This is a genomic window from Bacillus swezeyi (assembly GCF_001969815.1).
Lineage (GTDB): Bacteria > Bacillota > Bacilli > Bacillales > Bacillaceae > Bacillus > Bacillus swezeyi.
This window is the reverse complement of the sequence record NZ_MRBK01000001.1, coordinates 120,731-144,817: the sequence shown is the minus strand read 5'-3', so window position 1 is coordinate 144,817 and position 24,087 is coordinate 120,731. Positions and strand designations below refer to the sequence as shown.

The following is a 24,087-nucleotide window of genomic DNA, read 5'->3' as shown; positions in this document are numbered from 1 at the left end:
TAATCCGAATGGTTTCATGTAGAAAAAAGGTGTATAATTCTTCATCAATTTCAAAAACTAACCTTAAGACGGAAAGAATCAAGGAGGTATGAATCCGTGTTTGGATTTATTTGGTCATTAATTATCGGAGGTATTTTGGGCTGGCTTGCCGGCCTTATTATTAGACGGGATGTGCCAGGAGGGATTATCGGAAACATTATTGCCGGGTTTATCGGTTCATGGCTGGGGTCAACGATATTAGGACGCTGGGGGCCGACGATTGGCGGCTTCAACATCATTCCCGCCCTGATCGGCGCGATCATACTCATCTTTATCGTCAGCCTTGTGATGAGAAGCATGGGCGGACGGAACAACAGAACCTAATAAATAAACGACGGTTTCGTTAGAAATCGTCGTTTCCGATTGTTAACAAAATCCTGAAACGGTTTAAAGTTTTAGGATTTTGTCATCCTTTCAGCGTGATTGAAAACCCTTGCAGTCTAGGAAGGACGAGCATCGGAGCGGAGCGAATGTTGCAATTCGTGAGCACCGACGCGCAGGCCTGACAACGAATGCGAGGGTTTGTCGACACGCTGAAACGACGGTTTCGTTAGAAATCGTCGTTTTTTATTTATTTCATTCCCCCTCGAACTTCTATATAATTAATTAGAAACACGAAATATTTTGAATTGGAGGATATACATTGGAAAAAATGGCTGAAAAGAGATTGAACCGTTCAGAAGTGCCTGAAGAACTGACCTGGAAGCTGACTGATTTGTTTCCCTCAGATGACGCTTGGAAAGACGAGCTGCTTAAAATTGAGCGCGAGCTGTCAGAAATCGCCGCCTTTAAAGGCAGACTTCATGAAGGAGCGAACGTCCTGCTTGAGTGTTTAACGATGCAAGAGAAGATCATGCAGCGTTTGAACCAGGCCGCCGCCTATACTCACCTCAAAAAATCAGAAGATTTGACGAATCCCATCAACCAAGCCAATGCTTCAAAAATGGCCGCGCTGCAGGCGAAAATCAATGCAGGCCTTTCATTTATTCAATCAGAGATTCTTGACCTTCCTGAAGCTTTCATTGAAACGTACATAAAAAATGGAAAAGAACTGGAACCTTTCCGAAAAATGCTGACGGAGATTTTAGAGCGCAAGCAGTACAAACTTTTACCGGAAACGGAAGAAGCGTTGGCCGTTTTGGGCGAAGTATACGGAGCGCCCTACAAAATCTTCGGAATGGCGAAACTCGCAGATATGCAGTTTGAGCCGATTCAGAACCGCGAAGGCAAAGAGCTTGCAAATTCGTTCGCTCTATATGAAGGCCGTTACATGTTTTCCCCTGATACGGACATCCGCAGACAAGCTTTTGATTCCTTTGTCAATACTTTGCAAAATTATAAAAATACAATAGCCGCCGCCTATGAAACAGAAGTCAAAAAACAAGTGGCCATGTCCCGCCTGCGCGGATATGAATCGGTCACCCATATGCTCCTTCAGCCGCAGAGCGTTACGCTTGATATGTATCATAACCAGCTTGATGTCATTAAACGCGAGCTTGCTCCTCATATGCGCAGATATGCCGGCTTGAAAAAACGCATGCTTGGTCTGGACGAGATGCGTTTCTGCGATTTGCAGGCCCCGCTCGACCACGGCTTCAACCCCAAAACCACTTTTGCAGATGCAAAAAACATGATTGTCGAGGCTTTACAAGTGATGGGCCCTGAATATGCGCAAGCGATGCAAACCGCCTTAACGGAAAGGTGGGTCGATTTGGCTGACAATATCGGCAAGTCAACAGGTGCGTTTTGTTCAAGCCCGTACGGTGTACATCCATATATCCTGATGACGTGGACAGATACGATGAGGGATGTCTTTACACTTGCCCATGAACTCGGCCATGCCGGCCATTTTTATTTCGCAAACCGCCATCAGCGGATCATGAACGTCCGGCCGTCATTATATTTCATTGAGGCGCCTTCGACGATGAACGAAATGCTCCTCGCCCAGCACCTGTTCTCAAAAACCAATGATCCGAAAATGAAGCGCTGGGTCATCAATCAGCTGATGGGTACGTATTATCACAATTTCGTCACCCACCTGCTTGAAGGGGAGTATCAGCGCAAAGTTTATCAGCTTGCTGAACAGGGCCATGCCCTCACCGCGTCTGTGCTGTCCGAACAAACAAGTGAAGTGCTGTCTGAATTCTGGGGCGGGGAAGTGGTGCTTGATGAAGGTGCAAGCTTGACTTGGATGCGCCAGCCTCACTATTACATGGGATTGTATCCTTACACGTATTCAGCAGGATTGACGGCTTCAACAATTGTCTCACAGATGATCAAGCGTGAAGGCCAGCCGGCCGTGGACAGATGGCTGAACGTCTTGAAAGCAGGCGGAACAATGAAACCTCTCGACCTCTTAAAGAACGCCGGCGTCGATATGTCGACTGATGAATCGATCCGTCAGGCTGTTGAATATGTCGGATCCTTGGTCGATGAGCTTGAAATGCTGTATGAAAAAAAAGAAGAACGGCCCGTTTAATGCCGTTCTTCTTTTACTGGCTATTTATACGAGCATCGGGTTTCCTTTCATGCCAATCCATAAATCAGACTGCTCTAATGTGAAGGCGATTCGAAGCAGCCAATGTTCTTTTCCTTTCGGCGCCGTAAACTGAACCCCCAGCGGAAGCCCGTCGTTTGTCATATGGACCGGCACGCTCATCGCCGGCTGTCCGGTTAAGTTAGCAAGCTGTGTGAATGGGGTATACGTCAAGCTCTTCAAAAACATCTCATACACAAGCGCCTGCTGCTCGCTCTTTTCCATTCCGCTAACCTTCATGAGTTCTTCGGTTTCTTTTTGTGTATGGGTCAGCTCGCCGATCTTTGGAGCTGGGAATGCCGTTGCAGGCGTGACATATACATCATATGTTTCATGAAATGCCGCCATTTGCGCGGCCGCTTTATCCCACGAGGCCAGGCTTGCCGTAAATTCAGCGGCCGTCACTTTTTTACCGGCTTCATTCAGCGCCCATGTGACGATTTCAACATCCTGCGCTGTGATCGGTCTTCCAAGCGTTTTTTCCATACCTAAAACCATTGCGGAAATTTCACCGCTGTTCATCAAATAGTAGTTTTCCATTAAACGGAGTCCGTCAACTCCATTTGTCTGTTCCTCAACATCATGCCCCTCTGCTTCAAGCCATTTAACGGTGTGATAGACGGCTCGTTTTGCCTCATCACTGACAGGCGTGCCGACTGGAGATTGTACAGAAAAGGCGATTTTCATAGGGCGGCTTGCCCCTTTTTTCATATCCTCGACATAACGGCCGGGGAATAAAGGTGTATGAAAAGCGGCCTCAGGCTGGATCGTTTGGAGAATGTCCAGCAGTGCCGCGCTGTCCCTGACAGTTCGAGAAAGAACAAAATCAATGGACGCACCCTGCCATTGCCGCCCGGCTCCAGGCCCTACAGGCGTTCTGCCGCGGGTCGGTTTCAGACCGAAAAGGCCGGCAAAAGAAGCCGGAATCCGGATGGAGCCTCCCCCGTCACTCGCTCCCGCCACGGGAACAACTCCCGCTGCCACCGCCGCTGCCGAGCCGCCGCTCGAACCTCCCGGCGAATAAGCGGGATTCCACGGATTCCGCGTGGGCCCGTACAGCTCAGGCTCAGAAATATTTTTCAATCCGTATTCAGGTGTATTCGTATGCCCGAGAAATAAAAACCCTGCATCGCGCAGCCTGGCGACAAAATTCGAATCGCGCTTTGCGGTGTATGACTTGAGCAGCTTCGCACCAGCTGTCAGCGGCTCCCCTTTTATCGCTTGGGAAATATCTTTTAACAAAATGGGCACACCGGCGAACGGCTGCCGTGAAACATCAAGCTGTCCGCTTTCACTCTTGACCCGGTCTTTTCTCGTCCGCACGACCGCATTAATCCCGGGATTGACTTGCTCCAGGCGGCCGAAAGCGGTATCGATTAATTCGTCTACTGCCACTTCCTTTTTTTTGATAAGCTTAGATAAGCCAACGGCGTCATACGCCATATATTCAGATATATTCATATCGGTACCTCTCTTTTGAGTTCGCTTGTGTTTACTATTTTGCACGAGCCCCTCGAGGATTTCAATTGTTTAGGATAGGAGGAAAATAAAATGATCATTCGAAAACTTCCATCGGAAAACGCACTTCCGATGGACTTGCTGCTGTCGGCAGATCCTTCAGAAAAACTAATTAAAGACTATGCCAAAAGAGGACAATGTTTTACTGCTGAAATCAACCGGGAAATTGCCGGGGTTTATATACTGCTGGCAACAAGGCCTGAAACGGCCGAATTGGTCAACATTGCAGTCAAAGAAGAGATGCAGGGAAAGGGAATCGGCAAACAACTGATCATGCATGCACTAAAAACGGCAAAATCAGAGGGGTTCAAAACGATTGAAATCGGCACCGGAAATTCAAGCATCGGACAGCTGGCTCTCTATCAAAAATGCGGATTCAGAATCACAGGGGTAGACCGGGATTTTTTTATAAGGCATTATTCAGAACCCATTTATGAAAATGGCATCCAATGCATCGATATGATCCGGTTATCACAGGATTTATAAAAGCTGCCGAATCGCCGGCAGCTTTCTGATCAATACTCATTAAAATATTTCTGGATTTTTTCAGGGTCATCTGTTTTGGTCAGTTCCAGCATTAGCAAAATCCGGGATTTTGGCGGGTTCAACGAATTGGAGGCCGACAGATGTTTCTTTTCCAGCTCCGGATTCGGTGTTACGATTCCGCTTCCGGTGCGGCTGGAGCGAATGACGGCCGCGCCTTTTTTTGCTTCATTGGAAATCGAGCCGTTTCCGCTTCCCGCATAGATGATCCCTTTCGCCCCTGCTTTGACAGCGGCATCGAATAAATAGCGCCCGTCGCTTTGATAACCATAAATAATATCGACTTGAGGAAGCTTATCGATTTTTGAAATGTCAAAATCCGTTTCTATCGTATGCTTTTTCGTCACTTCATTATGAAAATAAATGTCGTCGGCAATATTGCCGAGAAAGCCCATCTCTTCCGACTGAAATGTATCAGGAGCAGTTGTATTGGTTTTTGTCACGTACCGTGCGGCTCCGATGCGGTCATTCATGACGATAAGCGTTCCTTTCCCTTTCGCCTCCTCGCTCGCCGCTACTTTTACGGCATTGTATAAGTTCGCAGGCCCATCGGCTCCGATTGGAGATGGTAAAGGCCCTTATGGATTCCACTCGAAGATCTGACGCACCGCCGGCTCTTTTTTGATTAACAGAGCTATACTACCCACTAATCGAGCCTTATTCCTTTCTAGGAAACCCAAAAAAGGACACCTTGTTTTTTCAACCGCTTTAGATAAAGTAAAACTAACAATAGAATCAACTTCTAAAAGGGTGATCAGCTCACCTCCATTTCTTGACGAAAGGGGGTGAGGGTATGGCAGTTGAAAGCGCGATCCAACTAATGTTTACATTTGGCATTTTGATTGTGGCTATAATGTCATCAGACAAAAAAAGTAAGAACGTCCTGGCCGCTAAACTAAGACGATCTTACTCCTGAAAAATTAGGCTGAAGCTGACTCCTTTACAGGAGCTGTTCTATTGTCGATCGGTTAGATGTTGGCGCATCTGCCGATCTTTTTTTAAAACCTTAATAACAGTGTACTCAAAAGTTCAATATCTATTCAGTATACACTTATTATACCATTGAAGGGTTCAAAAAATTAAGGAATAATCGCATTAGCGCCTTTGATCTGCCATTGTCTTCGATTACTGATCAGAGGCAAGCCGCTAGCTTTAAACCTCAATTGTGATTTAATTTTGTCGGCATCTTCTTGAAGAGGTAAAAAAGCTTACTGGAAGGAAAGCGCAATATCGAGCCTGCTTGCTTCTTATAGGTAATAAGGCATCCGTTTAACCTTCTTGCCCTGAATTAGACCATCCGGGGATTTTTTTTGTAAAATAACCCCCGCTCTGTCTATTGTTTCAGCTGCCTGAATTCTTCTTTCACTTTTTTCACAAGCTCTGCATTCGTCAACAGGTCATAGGCGGTAAACGCCATCGACTTTGCACCGAGCATCAATCCTTCAAACCCTTTGCTGCTCATAGCTGCTTCGCGAAACTCCGGCGTATGACACGCGTACGGTTCATCGCAAATTTGCACATATGGATGAATGGATGGTGCGACCTGGCTGACATTCCCCATATCAACCGAACCTCCTCCATCCGCTTTTTCATGAATCGCATCAGGATCGACGCCTAGTTCGATCATATTTTTTGTAAATACGTCTGATAATGCTTCATTTGTTTTCAAGTCGTCATAGGATAATTCGTAAAAAGAGCTTTCAAGCCGGGCGCCCGTCGCAAGTGCAGCCGCTTTTGCACAATTTTTCACTTTTTCGAGCAGTTCATTGACATAGGAGCGTTCAGCTCCCCTGACGTAAAATTGTGCGACTGCATAATCCGGCACGACATTCGCCGCTTTTCCTCCTTCAGGAATGATGCCGTGAATCCGTGCATCAGGCAGAATATGCTGTCTGAGCGCATTTATGCCGTTGAATGTTTGAATTACGGCGTCAAGGGCATTGATTCCTTCATGCGGCGCTCCGGCGGCATGTGAAGCCTTTCCGAAAAATTCAAATTGAATGGCGTCCATCGCCAGCGATGTTCCGCTTTTTTCATGTCTACAGTAAGGATGTACCATCATGGCAGCATCAAGATGGTCAAAAACCCCTTGTTCGGCCATGGTTACTTTGCCGCCTTTCGTTTCCTCGGCAGGTGTTCCATATACATACACTTTGCCTCCGCATGATTCAATGACTTTGCTGACGCCGATTACAGCTCCGACAGACATTGTCCCGATCAAATTATGGCCGCAGGCATGACCCAGGTCGGGAAGCGCATCATATTCCGCCATAAATCCGATGGAAGGGCCGGGCCGGCCGCTGTCATATTCAGCTGTAAATGCCGTAGCAAGTCCTGATGTTCCTAATTCCACTTTAAAGCCGTGTTTTTTCAGCTCTTCTGAGAGGATCCTTGAAGCTTTGAATTCCTCATGGCCAAGTTCAGGATGGTTGCCTATATACTGGCTGATATGCAGCAAATCTTCACGAATATTTTCGATTTCTTTCTCAATTTGTTTTTTCATAACTGTTCTCCCTTCTGCTTTTGAACCTTATATTCCAGGGGATTGACAAACTAATGTTTATATATTAATAATGTTTAAATATAAAAATATTTGTATAACAATACATTATAAAGGAGATTTGCTGAATGAGCAATGACGCCCCGAAGAAAACACGATTACGATTTCCCCACACATATGCACTGATTTTTTTCATTATGATTCTGGCCGCTATAGCGTCTTATATCATCCCTTCCGGAACATTTGAACGGGTTGAAAAAAACGGACAAACGGTAATCGTTCAAGGAAGCTACCAGCAAACAGATGCCGGCCCTGTTGGTTTATTTGATTTATTCAAAGCCGTCCCGGAAGGTATGATGCAGTCGGCAGACATTATTTTTTACATTTTTTTGATTGGAGGCGCTTTTGGCATCATCCATCAAACAGGAATGATCAATGCCGGTGTCAATGTATTGGTGCGGCGGCTGAAAAAACGGGGCGTCCTGCTGATCCCGGTCATCATGTTCGCCTTTTCACTCGGCGGCGCGACCATCGGATTGTCTGAAGAAACGATCATTTTTGTTCCGATCGGTATCGCCGTTGCAAGAGCGCTTGGCTATGATTCATTGACCGGGCTGGCCATAATCTCTCTCGGCGCCGCAGCGGGCTTTACCGGCGGCATGCTGAATCCTTTCACCGTCGGAATCGCGCAGACGATTGCTGAAGTTCCTATTTTCAGCGCCATCGGTTACAGGCTGGCTGTTTATGTTGTGATGCTTGGCTTTTCCATATTTTACGTCATGAGATATGCACAAAAAGTAAAAGTGAGTCCGGAAACCGGATTGATGTATGGGACAGCTGCCGAGATGAACGAAGAGGTCGCGGCAGGACAGCCTGCTGTTTCTTTCACACTAAGGCACGGCCTCGTTTTTCTGATCGTTGCTTTGGGCTTTGGGATCAATATTTTCGGTGTGTTTAAATGGGGCTGGTTTTTAACCGAACTGTCGGCCGGCTTTCTGATCATCGGACTCGCAGCCGGCTTTGCCGGCGTGCTCAGCATCAACAAGACGTTCGGTTCATTTGTTGACGGAATGAAGCAAGTTGTATACGGAGCGCTGATTGTCGGCTTCGCCCGGGCGATCGTCGTCGTGCTGGAAGACGGCCAGATCATTGATACGATCATCAGCAGTCTGGCTTCTGCGATCAGCACGCTTCCAAATGAAATCAGCGCCATCGGCATGTTCGTCGTCCAAGTCGTGATCAATACGTTTATTCCATCAGGGAGCGGGCAGGCTGCAACCACAATGCCCCTTATGGCGCCGCTGGCCGATTTATTGGGATTTGAACGACAGATTGCCGTATTTGCTTATCAATATGGAGACGGTATTACCAATTCCATTATTCCGACTTCAGGTGTACTGATGGCTTCGCTCGCGATTGCGGGCATTCCTTATGAACGCTGGATCAAGTTTGTCTGGAAACTGATCGTCGGCTGGTTCATCATCGGCGCTGCCGCAATCATCATCGCAATGATGATTGGCATCAAGTGAAGAGCCTTTTCGGCTTTTCACTTCATGTTGAGCCGGGTGCCTTTACCCTCTCCAGCATCGGATGTTCGCCGATTCTTCATTTGAGCCGATCACCGCCGGCTGTTTTAACAAAAGCATTCCTCTTGTGAACTGCCAGTCCCCTCTAATCATTTCTGCGCCATCAACCAGAGAGAAAATCTCAAGGCATTCTGCATCGATTGATCTACTAAATTTTAAGCTTAAGTTAAGGAAACCCGAAACCAGGACTATTTATTCATCCGCAGGGATTTGTCCATCGGTTTCTGCTTCACTGACTTTCCGAAACGATTTCTTATGTTTCTCTAGTGAATATTTATGCTGAACGCTGAAAAAAATGGATTTTCTTCAATTTAATACACACTTGTGTCATCCTAAAGTTTTAGTCTCTTTGTACCACCCAAACTTTGAAATCATGTCTAATCTTGCAAATCATTGTCCAAAATTAGTATTTATCACCTATTTATTAATGATTCTTTAAACCTTAAAATGAGTGATGTTGTTTCTGTTTTTTTATAGAAACTGAGGAAAAAGGAAGATTTATAATCAAATTTTCACTGTTAGATAAATGAAATGACCGGGACTTGAGTAAGATCCATCCCGAAGAGAGGGCTTTATGCCCTAAACCGGCATTTTCTTTTCATTTACATAACATTGAAAAAATTAATAAAAAAGGAGACAGACCATGCGCAGCAAAAAGTTTTTTCTGATGATGCTTTTGATGATCGTAGCCGTCGTGTCAGCAGCTTGCGGAGGCAATAAAAGCGCAAGCGGTGAAAAAGAAGATACAAAAAAAGCGGACAATGCAGAGGTTAAAGTTGTCAGCTCCGAATATACACTGCCTGAGGATTCAACAACAAAACTAGGTGAAGGCGAACTTATCTTAAAAGTAAAAGTGTCCATAAAGAATACAGGCCAAAAACCATTGTCCATCAACAAGAGATCGTTCAGTCTTTACCAGGACGACTCTAAAGTTTCGGATGTGTCAATGTATTCTAATAATGAAGGGCTTTCGTCCGCCTCGCTAAATCCTGATAAATCAACCGAAGGATATATTTACTACCAGGTTGATAAAGGCGAAAAGTTTCAGCTTGAATATACACCTGAAACTTATGGCGACGAAAAAGTCGAGCCGATTGAATTCACAATCGACGGCGGCAGCAGCGACATTTTAGATACTGCCAAAAAGCTTGACGATCCGGCCAAAGCCTTGCTTGCTTATACAGATATCACGCTTTTCGGCAAGGATAACGACAACTTTGAAAAATTGACGGGCGAAAACAAACGTGAAATCGTTACTGATTATCTTGAAGGCGGCCAAAAATCGCTTATCAAGAATATGGGCATCTATGATGAAGATCAAGTCGATAAAAAGAAATTGAACAAGCTGATCAGCACTATTCAAAACGTCTATCAGGACAAAGCAAAAGTCAAAGCGGTTACAAAAACGATTACAAGCGACGAAGCGACAGTTGAAACAACAGTCACACCGATCGATAGCTCAGATCTCGAAAAAAGAGTTCAAAAGAGAATGGAAGAATACGTCAAAAACAGCGGAAAAGATTACATTTCCCGCGAGGAACTAATCAGCCCTACAATCGACGCCATGGTGGAAGAACTCAAAAAGGTAGAGACCGCTTCAAGCGAAAAAACCGTTGAAGTCAAAATGAACAAAACAAAAGACGGCAAATGGCAGCTTGACCTTAATGATTACACGACTGAGGATTACTTCAGCAGCTTCTTTAAAAACTAACGCAAAAAGCACCTTTAGAAGGTGCTTTTTTGCTATCTTTTCTCAATGACAATAAAACAGGTGCTGTCAGGCAAAGAAACGGGATCACCATGCCGGTCGGTCAATTCAATTTTAGGAGAGAGATGCTCTTCATACCCTTTCTGCAAATAATGCTCGAACACAAGAATATTCGCACATTCCCCAAGCTCTTTCTCAATACAGGCTTGAAACTCCGAAGGCGTAAAATAGCCAAACTGCTCCTGCACTTCATGAGGGTACGCTTCTTCCCCCCATGTATATGTATAGAGAAATTCCATCGCATCATTGACATACAGCATCGCCGCATCCTTCTCCATCTTGAGAACCTGTACGCTGCGCCCTTTAAAATCGCGGACATACCTTTTCAGAAAATCCATTCCGCGCGGATCTTTAAAGCGGATACAGCGCAGCTCACCCTTGTCTTCTGTCATGATTCCGTCCCTGATAATGATTCTGCCCCCTGCCTTCAGTACGTCAAAGGAGCTTTTTAATGCTTTCGAGATGACGCGGTGATTAAATTTCCTACCTTCATACGGAATATATGAAAACAGTTCATGCAAAATGGATGAAAAAACGATGGTGTCGACACTTTCTTGTTCAAAGTACTCAGGCAAATCCAATGCATCAGCCTGTTTGACCTGCCACGGTTTATGCTCCCGCACTTTTCTTTTTTGCAGCTCTTCAATGACGTTGACCGACAGATCGATTCCGATGATTTCGGCTTCCGGATGATGCTCTGTCAGCAAATCAAGCATTACTCCGCCGCCGGCTCCGATATCAAGCATCTTCTCTCCTACGGCATAATCTGCAATCTTCTTTTTATAATCTTCCGCACCATTCATATCAGACAAATAAGCCTGCTCATTTTGCAGGCGGTCAAATGAATCCTTGCGAAACTCAAAAAAGTCATAAAGCAGTACGATCGCCCGTTCATATAAAGGCGACTTCTCCGCTTCCTGGCAAAATTCGATCAGCTTCAGTCCGGCCTTTGAAAACGAAAAAGTGACACCTACAATTTCAGAAGCTTGATCAAACGGCTGGACAGAAAGCGATACATGCTCATTCACCGGCACCTCGCCATAAAGCAAATCGCTGATGGACATGTCTTTCAGGCATGCTTCGATAATCCGCTTCTTATAAATATTTGTATGCCGTACACCTTGATAGTCGCGGTACATATCCTTCATCAGCGGTTCAAAGCTGATGTGCCTGATTGATAAAGGATTGGCTGAACGAAGGATGAGCAAAAAGATTTTGACAAACTCTTCGAAACTGAACGCAGAAAGTGCAGATTCCACATACCACAAGTCTGCTTTCTCAAACAACCGCCGCAGTACCTCTTCAGCCGAATGCTCCTTCAGAAATCGCTCATAAAAGCTGCTGTCTTCCCCCAAACTGAGCGCTTGTTTCCGTAATTTTTTCATTCTTTCCGGAAACGGCCAGTCCATGTTCCTTTTCCCTTTGGCAATCTGCTTAATGACCTGGTTCACGTCTTGCTCAATTGATTCCCAAAGCTCAGGCGAAACCCCTGCAATAATACATTTGTTCAGTCCATACAGAACCCGTTTCATGTCGATGTCCGCCGATCTAGATGCTTCAATCCAATCAATCAGAGGCGTGAATTGCCGGTACCTCGTTTCCCCGCGGATATACTGTCCGACAAGACCGTGCGTCAAAATCAAAATATATACCAGTTCCTCAATGTCTTGCCGTTCAGGCATAAGTGTCTTGTTCCGATTTGCATAAATCTGCGCCGATCCTATATTATGAATCGCGAGCTGGAACCCTTTGTCCCGCCACTCCTTTCTTTTATGGGGCTGACCGCATTTAGCTGCCTCACTCCAAATGAGAACCTCTTCGATGATGTCTTTTTCATGTTGCGGAATATCGGTTTGCTCCAAAATGTGCAGCGTTTTTTCAACATAAAGAAGAACGGGGTGAGAAGGCATCTTTTCCAGAGAAGAAACCCGCTCCAAATTAATATTTTGTTCCTCTGTCAAAAAAAGATATTTTAACCATTCCGCATCCCGTAAAATATGCCGATCTCCACTTTTTACTTTTTCGATTGCTTCTAAAGATTGTAAACGTCTCATACAGACTTCCCTCTTTTTTCTATTTCTATATGTTTCATCATAAGGTAAATAGTTTCATATAGGAATAGGGAAAAATACTCAGAACAAGAGGATTGCTACAACGTTTGACCACAGTCTGCCGTTATAATTTGGCCTGTGATTGCTTCTTGTTCCAAAACCGCGCAGATCAGCATGGCGATGTCTTCCGGTTCCGCGACCCGCCCGAGCGGGAGCTTTTGGCTGAGCCGCTTCATTTTTTCTTCATGCCCTTCCCACCATCTCGTAGAGACCGCACCGGGCGCCACACTGCAAACTCTAATCTCCGGCGCAAGCGCATGTGCCAATGATTTCGTAAGCCCGTGAACCGCAGCTTTCGATACGGCATATGGCAGAGATGAACCAGAACCTGTCAGCCCGGCGATGCTGCCGACATTTACGATGGCACCTTGTTTATTTTTCTTCATGAAAGGAGCCGCCGCCCTGGCGCAGTAAAACATCCCTTTGACATTAACGGCAAACAGTTCATCCCAGACTTCCTCAGTAGCCGCATCCAAGTCGCCAAGCTCAATTTGTCTGGTGATGCTTGCGTTATTGACGAGAAAATCAACAGTCCCGAACTCCTGTACCGCTGTTTCAAACATGTCTTCTACTTCACTTACCTGTGAAACATCTGCTTTCACCGCGATTGCGCGCCCGCCTTCACTTTTAATCATCTCAACCGTTTCTTCAGCTTCGGCTTTTGAACGTGAATAGTTTACAACAATCGACACGCCGCGGTTTGCTAAGGCAATGGATACTGCTCTTCCGATCCCCGTGCCGCCTCCTGTCACAAGAGCCGTTTTATTTTTCATGTCCATTTTTCAGCACTCCTTTTTCAGTTGATGCAAGCTGTGCCGTACCATTTCCAAACGACCAGTTCTCTTTCACATTTTCGGTTACAATGATCATGACGTCCTCCTTGCGAATGTTCGCGTCATTCTTCAATCGATCTGCAATATGTTGATATAAAGAGCGCTTCTTTTCGAGCGGCCTCTCTTTCATTGTGATTTGAACATAGATCAGACCCTTCGTTCGCTGGATGTTCATGTAGTTCGGATCAAAGAAAAACTCTTCCTCATCATGCTGTGTGATGACTTGAAAATAATCGTCTTTCGGAACATCGATTGACTCCGTCATCGCCTGGTGAACAGATCGGCTGATGCAGCGAATCTCTTCGTTTGTTCTGCCTTTTACAAGATCAATTCGGACAAACGGCATTTTATCACTCCTCCTCTGATTTGATTTATAGTGTATAATGGTTTTTTAGTTTTGTATAATTGAATCATTTGAATGATTGGTTCAATTTTATTGAATTGATATTGAGGTGATGGTGATGGATCTGAAAACGTTAAAGACATTTCATAAAATCGTGACATGCGGGAGTTTTAACCGGGCGGCAGAGGATTTAAATTATGCCCAGTCCACGGTTACGATGCAAATCAAAAAACTCGAAGAAGACGTCGGAATTCGTTTGCTTGAACGAGGGAAAACCTTCAGGCTGACTGAAGCGGGCAGGCTTTTTTTTGAACAGAGCAGACATATTGTCAAGGATATGGACCACCTTCAAAACAACATGGCAGATTTATTGCTTGGAGAGGCGGGACATATTCGTTTAGGGGCAGTCGAACCGATCGCAAGCTCCCAATTGCCCCGGATTTTGGAGAAATTTTTAGCGGATTATCCGAAGATTCGAGTATCCGTCGATATTGCGAACTCGACGACATTGGGAGAACGGCTCATTCAGGGAGATCTCGACCTTGCCGTCTGTTCAACTCCGGCAATGGGAACAGACCTCTATTTTGAACCGCTTTATGCTGAGGAACTGGCGGTGTTAATGCCTGAAGGACACCCCGCCGGCAAAAATGAGAGCATCATTCTTAAAGATATCAGGGATCACCGTCTGTTGATCACGGCCAGCAACTGCACATACCGAAAAAAAGTCGAAATCGCTTTTCAGGAGATGCCGGGAAGTCAAATGAATACAATGGAGGTCGGCAGCATGACCGCTTTGAAAAACTATGTGGCCGCAGGGCTCGGCATCGCCCTTATTCCCAAAAGCATCATTTCTCCCCCTCCCACTGGAACAGCGGTCCGCCTCATCAAGGACAACCCGATCAGCGTGACGTTCGGCATCCTTTGCAAAACGTCAGCCTATCCGCTTAAACAGGCGGGTGCGCGGCTTTATCAATGTCTAAAAAAGGAGCTTCAGGAACCGTAAAAAACCTTCCGAACGGCTTCGGAAGGTTTTGAGGTTTATCAGTTATCACCGTCAATCGTTTCGGAGCGTCATCTACCCGAAACGGAAAAAGCCCTTATTCTGTAAACAATGGAATGGTTATGCTGACTTGGCCGCCCCCCGTCTCTGCATTTTTTATCGCCAAATCGCCTTGATGAAGCTTGACAACGCTGAGCGCAAAGGTAAGTCCCATGCCGTAATGTCCATTGGATGTCCGGCTTTTATCCTCCATGTAGAAAAGCTGGGCTGCTTTTTTTAGCCCTTCCGGAGAAAAGCCTTTTCCGCTGTCTGTAATAGTAAAAATGAGAGTATCGTTTGTACAGGCGGCTTCCAAAACAATCTTCCCCCCTTGAGGCGTATAATCTGCGGCGTTCGACAGAATATTCATCAGCGCCCGGTGAAGAAGGCCGATGTCGATTGCCGTTTTTTGCCCTTCCAAGTTCTGTTCTTTTACTACAATTTCAATATCTTTGCTTCCTAAGTAAGCTGCCGTATCATTCAGCACGCTTTCGACCAGGTCTTTCACCTTGGTTCTTTTCAGCTCGATATGCAATGTCTCCTCTGTTTTCGACAGATGAATTAATTGGTCAATGTATTGGTCGATTTTATCTCCGGCATCAAGAATATACTTAATATAATCGGACTGCTCTTGATTGTGCGGTGATAGACTCAGCAATTCGGCATTTCCTTTAATAATCGTCATTGGAATTTTAATATCGTGGGCCAATGCGCCGATCTGTTCCTTCTTCGTTTTCTCTAAATGCCATTGCGCCTGAAGAGAGGCTTTCAGGGCATCCCTCATATCAATTAGCGAGTCAATCACATGATCAAACTCTTTAATATTTGAAAATTCCGGTGTGAAATGAAGGTTCTGCTTCTTGATATGTTTGGCCATTGTGTTCAATGTTTCAAAATGTTTTTTTAATCGATTGGCAAAGAGAGTCGTCACAATAAAAATAACTGTCATTAGAAGGATCACCATGATGCATAGACTTGTCAGCTCATAATTCGGAAAATACTTTCTCAGAAAAGAAGAACGGAATTCAGCCCGCATGGAATACTCTAGTACGCAATATTCATCTTTGCGTTCAATGATCAAGTAACCTTTTTGCTTATAATTGACATACGGCTTGTTGCCTATTTTTTTCCTCACTAGAGGAAGGTCGGATTCCTTTATGTTTCCTGCCGTTTTTTGTTTTGATTTCTTATCAAGAACGGCATATCTCATCGTATCCGGAATCATGCCTTCCTCTATTCGTTCAGCTGATTGAATCAGGGGCTTCAGCTTTTCAGCTTTGTGTTCATAATAATTGGCCGGATAAAACAAGCCTGCATTCATTCCCAGCGTATTGACGGCAACATATAGCGCAGTGACTGCGATTAAGCTGAAGGACAAAGTCACCATATACTTGATCAGCTCTTTGCGCAGCGTCTTTTTTCTTTTGCCTACTCCCATTTGTATCCAACACCCCATACTGTTTTAATGGGGTCTGCATGATATTCTTTGCATTTTTTTCGAATCGTTCTGATAAATTCGGTTATCGTGGAATGCATTGCATCTCCATCCAGACCATATACTTGATCATAAATTTCTTCTCTTGTAAAAATACGCCCTTTATGTACAGCCAATAGCTCACATATTTTATATTCATTTTTTGTCAAATTTAATTTTTGATCATGAATAAATACTTCCTTGCTGTCAAAGTGAAATAAAAAACCAGAAATCAGCCGTTTTGTCTGATATTTTTCCCTCTGTTCTCTTCTTAAATGGGCGTTGACTCTGGCACTGAGTTCAAGAACGCCGAATGGCTTGGTAATATAGTCGTCTCCTCCTGTCATGAGGCCTTTCACAATAGCTTCTTCCTCTGTCTTAGCTGTGAGAAACAGAATCGGACAGTCTACAATCGGGCGGATTTTCCCGCACAGTTCAAATCCGTCCACTTCCGGCATCATGACATCAAGCAAAATTAAATCATAGCCTTCAAAAACGTCGAGGGTGTCCATGGGAACCTGATCCAGTGTATGCACTTGGTGCTCATCTCTGCGCAAAATATTTTGTATGAGTATCAGAATATCTTTCTCGTCATCTACTACTAAAATCTTTGCCACTCAGCGACCACCCTTTTCACATTACTCATAAGCCTTTTTTCCCTCCCAGCGGATAAACCAAATCATGCTCACAATGAATAAAGTTATTATAGCAAACACCATGATCAATGCCCCTCTGTTGATTTCTTGATGCAGGAGAGATAATAAGAAAGCATCGAATTGGCTGAATTGCTCGGCTCCTTTATATTCTGCCAATCTAATCCCCCATGCCCAAGGATTATATTTCCAGACCGCATCCCCCAGTCCCGTATTCATTAAAGCGGTCATCAAAAGACCAGCTCCTCCTATTAAAACTGATGCTCCCATTCCAAAGGCGCAACTGATAAAAAAATAGATGAAATAGAGTGCGACGCTTCCGGCGGCAAGCCATGCCCCGCCCTCTACAAAAAGAGAATATGGAAGATTCGGCACATGAAAAAGAAATCTCAATCCCAACAGATACAGACCGATAGCCAGGTAAATTGCACAGATGTTCATAACGATTAGCAGCGTCATTTTACTTAAATAAGCCGCCAGTTTGGGAGATGTACCTCCCAACAGGACTTGAAATTTGCCTGCCTGCTCTTCCAAAGACGCTGCCATTCCGCACACAATCCCAATGAGAAGCGGCAGAGCAACTGCAATAGCTTCGATATATGCCCGATACAATTGATCTGGCTGATGCTCCCTGTGATAGAAATAAAGCAGAAAGAAACCGGCGCATATGAAAGGAATCGTTGCATGCAGCCATATAAAAGAGGTGCGTTTCGTTTTTCTAACGTCAGCAAGCAAACATCTGAAAAATAACAACAAATCAAACCGCCCCCCGTTTTTTTGTTCCACGGTCGACAGCAGGAGAAAAATACCGCCTGGTCAACATCAACAAAACAGTACAAAAAAGAACAGAAAGCACCGCTGCTAAAGGAACAACCGACCAGCTGTTCAAAGGATCGCCGGTTTCGAGCGGCAGACCGTTTGGATGAATGCCAATCGCGGGGCACATGACTCTGATCGGCCAGCTCCACGGGTTTACCCACCAAAAAGGGCTTGCTGCCGACATAATGCCGAAAATGACGCTGCCCAGCAGATTCAACATGACGGCAGCCGTAAACCCGCACTTTCTCGCGATGAATAAACAGAGCGGTATCTCCCATAAAGTAGTGATCCAAAGCAGCAGATTCGCGCTAACAACAGTTAAATTGACAGCTGGAAATTGAGGAATGATCAGCTGCATGACAAACATAAAGCCTAAGAAAACAACTTGAGACGCTAATGAATAGATAGCAATGACTCCTATTTTTGCATACCACATCATATGCAACTGAATCGGCGACGAAAAAATCCCGTTGTAATTTGACGCTTTCTTTTCCTTTTGATGAGACAGCGCACACAGCAATGCGATCAGCACCGGCATCAAAATGATAGACCACCAATTATATGTACCTGATACAAAGTATCCGGGGTTCATGAAAAAGGCGTAGCAAATATTGATAAAAGGTACAAGAAAAATCATTTTTCTCGAAAAGGTTCTTTTAAACTTCAGATTTTCCGCTTTTACATATTGTCCGATCATCTTTCTCCACCTTCTATCCCGCGGGTTGATTTGACAACCTCCATAAAAAGGCGCTCCAGGTCGTCCCCCTTATTTATTTTCCCTTGATATCCGAGGCAGCCGCTGCTGATAATTCCTATATGGTCTGCGATCTGCTCTACTTCTGACAACATGTGGCTTGATAATATGACAGTAATCCCCTTCTCGGGAAATGATCTGATGAGCTCTCTCAACTCTTGGATGCCGATCGGGTCGAGTCCGTTTGTGGGCTCATCAAGTATTAATAATTTAGGGTGATTCAAAAGAGCAATGGCGATCCCAAGCCTTTGCTTCATCCCCATCGAAAACTGACCTGCCCTTTTTTTCCCGGCGTGTTGCAGATCAACGATTTTGAGCACCTCCTTTATTCTCGCATCCGGAAGACCCAATAATGTCGCATGAACCTTAACATTTTCAAAAGCAGTTAAATTGTTGTAAAGCGGCGGGGATTCTATTAATGAACCGATGTCTTTTAAAACGGACCTCTGCCATTTCCGCCCCGCAAAAAGAATATCCCCTGAAGTCGGATTCAAAATTCCGGTTAATAGTTTTAAGGTCGTGGACTTTCCGGCTCCATTAGGCCCCAAAAGCCCGTAAATGCTGTTTTTATAGACTGTCAGTGAGACATCTGAGAGAGCTGAAGCTCTTCCAAACTTTTTCTGAAGATGATTTGTTTCCAGTAGAATCGTATCCATCGTATAACCCTCTCCCTGTTTTATTGTTTGGGCTACGATATCTTAAAACATTTTTCTCAAGATTTAATCAAAATGTATAAAACATAAAAAAACCTTCCGATTTCCCGGAAGGTTTTAGCGGCCCTGAGTCCACAGCGTATATTCATTTTAAGAAGGCATCAGCTCAAGATGATGATCTAGCTCTTCTTTTAAGACAGATTCAATATCTTTGAAACGATTCGATACGGTCGATGCGCTGACACCGTATTTTTTCGCAAGCTTTGCCTGTGATACCGATTTGTCCGATTTGGAAACCGTATTGATAAAATACTCTAAGGCAGCCGCAAATGCTTCGGTTTTTTTGATGACCGGCGCTTTTTTGGCGCAATATGACTTCCATAGTCCGACCGCCCAGGAAGCAAACGTTTCCGAATGTCCTTCATCAAGCATCCCTTTTTCAATGACAAGCGCTGTCTCTTTTTCCATGTCATTGGCCCATTCGATTTCTTGAGGAGCCTGTTCAGGCGATGGATGCTCTTCTTGTTGGCAAAGTTTCATTAAAACATGGTGAAAATCTTCTCTCATCAATTGTTCTTTCGCTCCGCCTTCTCCTGTAAACCGATCCAAAGCTTCGCTTAGCCTGCTTTTAAGAGCCTCTGCCATTTTTGCAGGATAGATCGTGAATTGCAAAAAGAATTCCGTATGGCCGCCGACCTTGATCGGAAATCCGAGCACATACTCGCCTACAAAAGGCCCTTCCCGCTTCACATTCATCTTCACGGTTACTTCTTCATTTGTAACGGCATCCTCAAAACGAATCAGAGCATCTCCGATATGTTTCACGCGCAGCAAAGCCGGGGCTAGATTTGTCCATGTTTCAACGGCTTCTTTTGTCTGCGACCTGAGAATGGATGAACCTTTTCTCTTCAGGTAGTCTTCAAAAATCGTCAACCCGCCTTCTGCGAGCGGCTGGGAAAATACCCCCCATACCCCTAAATTAAAGACGCATATTTTTTGCGCGGATTGTTCTAAATCTGATAGAAAAGAATATTGGTTGAGAAATTGATCGATCGTTTCTTTATGTTCCGTAAAAGCAAATTCCATGACATCTTTCTGTACTTGTTTCAGTTCCTGCACCGCAATAGACGGAAATTCCGCCTCCGATTTGCCGCAGCATTTTTTATATTTCAGGCCGCTTCCGCAAGGGCAGGGCATATTTCTCTTTACTTTTCCCACGATTAAACCTCCGTATCATTTACTACAACTTATTTATTTTATCAAAACTTTGGAGAGTGGGAAATCGGTTAGTGCAAATGAGTATGATTTAGCGGAATAGTCAAATTTTATCATCCTATAAAAATACTTGTCGAAAATCAGGATTCGTCCCCCATTTATAGCATCATAGAGAGGACGTTATACACATTGCAATGTACAAGGCGCACTGTTGACCGACTGTCTGATTACGGTTGGGTTGCACGTCTCGTCTGACTTGAAGTCGGTTCTCCATTTGTGATCACAGCAGCAGTACTCGTATACATTTTGTATCCGCTATTGATACGGTTGACAAAGCTTCAAGGCACTATTGGAAAGGCGGTTTTTAGAATTCGCATTATCTCTTCGCTACCGGTCAGCACATCATGGCGTCCGCTACATCCCTTCATGGGTGCTATCATATCAAGGCTGTTTTATCTCACAGTCGTTTTTTTAGAAAAAAAAGAAACAAGCTGTTCACGTCTTCGCGGCTAAGACATACGTTATCAAAAAAACATAGATGTACAGCTGCCATCTGAAAGCATGTGCGTTTCTAGATCAGATGTGCAACTGTACTAACAATTCTACCGCTTTAGTTTTCGGTATTCTAATAAACTAATGACCAACAGCACAATAAAGCATCCAAGCCACTGGATGGAGCTTAAACGCTCGTTTAAAAACAAGACCCCAAAGAAAATGGTGAGCACAGGGCCGGCCATTGAAATGAAAGCCCCTCGCTCCGCTCCGAGCCGCTTAATGCCTTCAAGCATGAAGACAAAAGGAATGACCGTCGTGACCACCGCAATCATGATAAATAAACCGTACATTGAGGGATGGTAGGAAACCAAGTTGACCGGCTGCTCTCCCGCTGCTTGAACCCCTGTATAACCGGCCATTGCCAGGCTTGCCGCCGACATTCCGTATGCATTCATGCGAATGCCGCCGATTTGATGGACAAGTTGTCCCGATACAACCAAATAAACGGCATAAAAGATGGCCGACAGAATAATCAAAGCCGCTCCCGCCATGTTCGCTTTGACCGCTTGTGCATCCCAGCCGCCAACAGCAAAAAACAGCCCGCCGATCACAAGCAAAATCGCAATCAGATCACGAATCGGCATCATCTGTTTTTTCCACACAACGGATATAATCAATACGAAAATCGGATAGCTCATGACCAGCATCCGTTCGACAATCGCCGAGACATGATGAAGGCCGATGAAATCAAACAATGGCGACAGAAAAAAACAGAGCAGCCCCGCCATGCAGGCTTTGATGACATCCTTATGTTTCGGTTTAGCCGGCAGCTTTGAACGGTAGACCATATAAATCAGCCAAAACATGGGCGCCGCAATCAATTGCCGAAATAACAATACCGCCTCGGGTGCTGCCCCTTGCTCATAAGCCCATTTGACAAAGATCGATTTTGATGCAAAACACATCGTCCCAAATACCATGAAAAATAGGCCGGCAGCCACATGAAGACTGCCCCGCAAATCTTCGCTCTGCTCAACTATGCTCTTCTCAGCTCGTTTCATTTCTTACACTCATCCTTTATTCATGAAGATGTTTTTTGATAAAATGAAGCAATGTATTTCCTTGCCCTGTCAGGATGACACCTTTTCCCGAGCATTTCGGACAAGGGAGCCGATCTTCTTTGCCGCTTCCTTTACAATTTGGACACGTGGTTTCCAGATCATCTGTCGTGATCACCAATTCGTCCACCTCCTTTCCGATTTGAACCATATGGCCACACCGGCCAGCCTTCTTCCATGGCCACCACCTCCTTAAAAAATACAAAAAACCCTCGTCACAAAAGGACGAGGGTCTCGCGGTACCACCTTTATTAATCGCATAAACGATTCGCTCACAAAAATACGGAAAGGAAATACCCTTTCGATATTTTTCTCTTGATAACGGAGAGAACATCCCGGCATCGCCTACTGCGCTTCAGCGATGCGATTCAGAAGCCCATTCGGCATCAGGGGGGTATCGGTTCACACCAGCCACCGACTCTCTAAAACCCCAGCTCTGACACGTACTTGCTCTTCTTCAATATCGTTTGACCGTACATGATTTGTAAAATATATTACTTTGAAAATGGGCATGTGTCAATCAGCGTTATATGTTCATTTTTTGAATGAACTCATCGCGCGTTATGAGTTGCTTTTGCAGACTCGAATTAGTAATATAAATGTATGGAATAACCTATTTTCATAAACCTAATTCTTCTTTGCCATGCATTTCACATAGGAAGAAACACTATATGATCACCACATGTAAAATGTATTTCTTCTTTAAGAAATGCATAAAATAAAAAAGACCCGACTGCGCCAACAGTCGAGTCGTTGTACACAAAGCGGCCCATCAAGGGGCTTGCTCAGATAGCTCTAATGTAGACACTATCCCTTTCACTTGCTAGGGCTTAAGGGAGTGTCTATTTTTCTTTCTTAGACAACACGGCAATTAACATGCCAAAAGCAATCATTAAAGAGATTGTTTCATATGTTGTCATGATGCATCACCCCCTTTCAAATGGGGATGAGCAAGAACTCCCTCAAGTGAGCACATAGCTTTTGTGTACAAAGAATATTTTACCATACCGCTCTCAAATGCCGAGAGCGTTTTCTTACTGCAAAACAAAATGTTGAAGCTGAATGAAGGAACGAAAAAAGCCATGAATACAATACCTGATTCATGGCTTTCTGTTGAAACAGCCTTATGGCTGTGTGAAAATCGCCCCCTTATGCTATAAAGGAGGCGATTTTGTCATTTTCTATAACCTTTTGAAAAAGCACCAACTATTATGATTTCTTATTCCGATCCGCAAACACCGCCATGGCGTCGCACATGAACTTCGCCAAGCCGGCGCCGTATTGATCGATGTTTTTCGTAAAGCGTTCGTCATCGACATACATTTGCCCGAGGCATTTGAAAGCTTCAAGCGAATAGTGATTGCCTGTATTGGTGTTTAAAAAATCATACCACTCTTTAATGGCCGCCTGTGCCTCTTCTGAGTCAGGCTCGCCTTTTCGGATGGCGGCGATTTTTCTGTAAATGGCGTCATATCGCTGTTCCATCGCTTTTCGCTCATCTTCAGACATGGCGGCGATATGAGCCTTCGATTTGTCGACGGCTTCATCACCCCAGCGTTCACGCGCTTCCTCTTCATATGGGTTTTGGCTGAAATCGAAGCCTGCGAATTTTTCTTCATTTGTCATTTCAATTTCCCCTTTCGCAAATTGTATCGTTTTGTCGATTGTCTCAATCATTTGATCCAGCCGCCTGCGTTTCTCCAAAAGCATTTTCCGGTGCATCTGAAGCGCTTCATTCCGGTCAAAAGAAGGACTATCGAGAATGTTTTTAATCTTTTTTAAAGGGAAGTCGAGCTCTCTAAAGAACAAAATCTGCTGCAGCTTTTCCAGATCGTCATCTGAATAGAGCCGGTAACCGGCCTCGGTTATCTCCGCCGGAGTCAACAATCCGATTTCATCATAATGATGCAGTGTGCGCACACTGATGCCGACTAGATCAGCAACTTCCTTCACCTTCATTTTCATGAATCTGACCTCCCTTTGATATTGACTATAAAGTATCACGCAACGTGAGAGTCAATGCGAAATTTTTAATTTTTTTGTCTTAAAAAAAAGCAAGCCCCCCGGCCTGCTTTATACTTCATAGCTTG

General features: G+C 44.7%; 22 protein-coding genes, 1 pseudogene and 1 other annotated feature. Of the genes and pseudogenes, 7 read left to right on the top strand and 16 right to left on the bottom strand.

The window, feature by feature from the left end; translation table 11 throughout:
* The first annotated feature begins 96 nt into the window (after positions 1-96).
* Both BTA30_RS00740 and pepF read left to right on the top strand, forming a co-directional pair.
* Complete coding sequence (locus BTA30_RS00740) at positions 97-363, top strand: GlsB/YeaQ/YmgE family stress response membrane protein (RefSeq protein ID WP_076758057.1); 267 nt, start codon at positions 97-99, stop codon at positions 361-363.
* Between the two features lie 319 nt (positions 364-682).
* The gene (pepF, locus tag BTA30_RS00735) at positions 683-2,518 is read left to right on the top strand and encodes an oligoendopeptidase F (protein ID WP_076758054.1); all 1,836 of its coding nucleotides are present in this window, start codon (positions 683-685) and stop codon (positions 2,516-2,518) included.
* A gap of 24 nt (positions 2,519-2,542) precedes the next feature.
* On the opposite strand, the gene BTA30_RS00730 is transcribed toward pepF, so the two are convergent.
* Positions 2,543-4,036 (bottom strand): amidase, encoded by a 1,494-nt coding sequence (locus tag BTA30_RS00730; protein ID WP_076758052.1) that lies wholly within the window; start codon positions 4,034-4,036, stop codon positions 2,543-2,545.
* A 90-nt stretch (positions 4,037-4,126) separates the two neighbouring features.
* On the opposite strand from BTA30_RS00730, the gene BTA30_RS00725 reads away from it, so the two are divergent.
* On the top strand, positions 4,127-4,579 hold the full coding sequence (locus BTA30_RS00725) for a GNAT family N-acetyltransferase (RefSeq protein ID WP_076758050.1): 453 nt from the start codon (positions 4,127-4,129) through the stop codon (positions 4,577-4,579).
* 29 nt (positions 4,580-4,608) lie between these two features.
* On the opposite strand, the pseudogene BTA30_RS00720 reads toward BTA30_RS00725, so the two are convergent.
* Positions 4,609-5,196, bottom strand: a pseudogene (locus tag BTA30_RS00720) (asparaginase domain-containing protein); the annotation flags it as partial.
* 233 nt (positions 5,197-5,429) lie between these two features.
* Here BTA30_RS00720 and BTA30_RS24280 point away from each other — a divergent pair.
* Positions 5,430-5,552, top strand: coding sequence for a putative holin-like toxin (locus BTA30_RS24280; RefSeq protein ID WP_350339421.1), 123 nt, complete (start codon positions 5,430-5,432; stop codon positions 5,550-5,552).
* Between the two features lie 417 nt (positions 5,553-5,969).
* Here the strand turns inward: BTA30_RS24280 and BTA30_RS00715 are convergent, their stop codons facing one another.
* Positions 5,970-7,139 carry a M20 family metallopeptidase gene (locus BTA30_RS00715; RefSeq protein ID WP_076758043.1) on the bottom strand — a complete coding sequence of 390 codons (1,170 nt, stop codon included), beginning with the start codon at positions 7,137-7,139 and terminating at the stop codon, positions 5,970-5,972.
* Between the two features lie 125 nt (positions 7,140-7,264).
* Here BTA30_RS00715 and BTA30_RS00710 point away from each other — a divergent pair, with 125 nt between their 5' ends.
* Positions 7,265-8,665, top strand: a complete 1,401-nt coding sequence (locus BTA30_RS00710) for a YfcC family protein (RefSeq protein WP_076758042.1) — start codon at positions 7,265-7,267, stop codon at positions 8,663-8,665.
* Positions 8,666-9,365: 700 nt separating this feature from the next.
* Entirely contained in the window at positions 9,366-10,433 is a 1,068-nt protein-coding gene (locus tag BTA30_RS00705; protein WP_076758040.1) for a DUF5105 domain-containing protein, read from the top strand.
* Positions 10,434-10,465: 32 nt separating this feature from the next.
* Here BTA30_RS00705 and BTA30_RS00700 read toward each other — a convergent pair whose 3' ends face one another.
* From BTA30_RS00700 to BTA30_RS00690, 3 genes are all read right to left on the bottom strand, one after another.
* Positions 10,466-12,544, bottom strand: a complete 2,079-nt coding sequence (locus tag BTA30_RS00700) for a class I SAM-dependent methyltransferase (RefSeq protein WP_076758038.1) — start codon at positions 12,542-12,544, stop codon at positions 10,466-10,468.
* A 95-nt stretch (positions 12,545-12,639) separates the two neighbouring features.
* Positions 12,640-13,380, bottom strand: coding sequence for an SDR family NAD(P)-dependent oxidoreductase (locus BTA30_RS00695; RefSeq protein WP_076758036.1), 741 nt, complete (start codon positions 13,378-13,380; stop codon positions 12,640-12,642).
* Positions 13,364-13,780 carry a tautomerase family protein gene (locus BTA30_RS00690; RefSeq protein WP_076758035.1) on the bottom strand — a complete coding sequence of 139 codons (417 nt, stop codon included), beginning with the start codon at positions 13,778-13,780 and terminating at the stop codon, positions 13,364-13,366. Before BTA30_RS00690 ends, BTA30_RS00695 begins: the two co-directional genes overlap by 17 nt.
* Positions 13,781-13,895: 115 nt before the next feature.
* On the opposite strand from BTA30_RS00690, the gene BTA30_RS00685 reads away from it, so the two are divergent.
* A complete protein-coding gene (locus BTA30_RS00685; RefSeq protein WP_076758034.1) occupies positions 13,896-14,780 on the top strand; it encodes a LysR family transcriptional regulator in 885 nt (294 codons plus the stop codon).
* A 94-nt stretch (positions 14,781-14,874) separates the two neighbouring features.
* Here BTA30_RS00685 and BTA30_RS00680 read toward each other — a convergent pair whose 3' ends face one another.
* The 10 genes from BTA30_RS00680 to BTA30_RS00635 all read right to left on the bottom strand — a co-directional run bounded on the left by BTA30_RS00680 (position 14,875) and on the right by BTA30_RS00635 (position 23,962).
* A complete protein-coding gene (locus BTA30_RS00680; RefSeq protein ID WP_076758032.1) occupies positions 14,875-16,254 on the bottom strand; it encodes a sensor histidine kinase in 1,380 nt (459 codons plus the stop codon).
* Positions 16,245-16,907 carry a response regulator transcription factor gene (locus BTA30_RS00675; RefSeq protein ID WP_076758030.1) on the bottom strand — a complete coding sequence of 221 codons (663 nt, stop codon included), beginning with the start codon at positions 16,905-16,907 and terminating at the stop codon, positions 16,245-16,247. Before BTA30_RS00675 ends, BTA30_RS00680 begins: the two co-directional genes overlap by 10 nt.
* Positions 16,908-16,928: 21 nt before the next feature.
* Positions 16,929-17,699, bottom strand: coding sequence for a lantibiotic immunity ABC transporter MutG family permease subunit (locus tag BTA30_RS00670; RefSeq protein ID WP_076758024.1), 771 nt, complete (start codon positions 17,697-17,699; stop codon positions 16,929-16,931).
* 1 nt (position 17,700) lies between these two features.
* Positions 17,701-18,459 carry a lantibiotic immunity ABC transporter MutE/EpiE family permease subunit gene (locus BTA30_RS00665; protein WP_076758021.1) on the bottom strand — a complete coding sequence of 253 codons (759 nt, stop codon included), beginning with the start codon at positions 18,457-18,459 and terminating at the stop codon, positions 17,701-17,703.
* Positions 18,456-19,172: a lantibiotic protection ABC transporter ATP-binding protein gene (locus tag BTA30_RS00660; protein ID WP_076758018.1), complete on the bottom strand. Its 717-nt coding sequence runs from the start codon at positions 19,170-19,172 to the stop codon at positions 18,456-18,458. Before BTA30_RS00660 ends, BTA30_RS00665 begins: the two co-directional genes overlap by 4 nt.
* A 147-nt stretch (positions 19,173-19,319) precedes the next feature.
* Positions 19,320-20,387, bottom strand: coding sequence for a YecA family protein (locus BTA30_RS00655; protein WP_076758016.1), 1,068 nt, complete (start codon positions 20,385-20,387; stop codon positions 19,320-19,322).
* Between the two features lie 599 nt (positions 20,388-20,986).
* Positions 20,987-21,940: a DMT family transporter gene (locus BTA30_RS00645; protein ID WP_076758014.1), complete on the bottom strand. Its 954-nt coding sequence runs from the start codon at positions 21,938-21,940 to the stop codon at positions 20,987-20,989.
* Between the two features lie 16 nt (positions 21,941-21,956).
* Complete coding sequence (gene rtpA, locus BTA30_RS00640) at positions 21,957-22,118, bottom strand: anti-TRAP protein (protein WP_076758013.1); 162 nt, start codon at positions 22,116-22,118, stop codon at positions 21,957-21,959.
* A 97-nt stretch (positions 22,119-22,215) separates the two neighbouring features.
* Positions 22,216-22,467 (bottom strand) — a binding site (T-box leader).
* A gap of 372 nt (positions 22,468-22,839) precedes the next feature.
* Complete coding sequence (locus BTA30_RS23585) at positions 22,840-22,917, bottom strand: putative holin-like toxin (protein ID WP_125921372.1); 78 nt, start codon at positions 22,915-22,917, stop codon at positions 22,840-22,842.
* Between the two features lie 289 nt (positions 22,918-23,206).
* On the bottom strand, positions 23,207-23,962 hold the full coding sequence (locus BTA30_RS00635) for a MerR family transcriptional regulator (protein ID WP_076758007.1): 756 nt from the start codon (positions 23,960-23,962) through the stop codon (positions 23,207-23,209).
* Positions 23,963-24,087 lie beyond the last annotated feature (125 nt).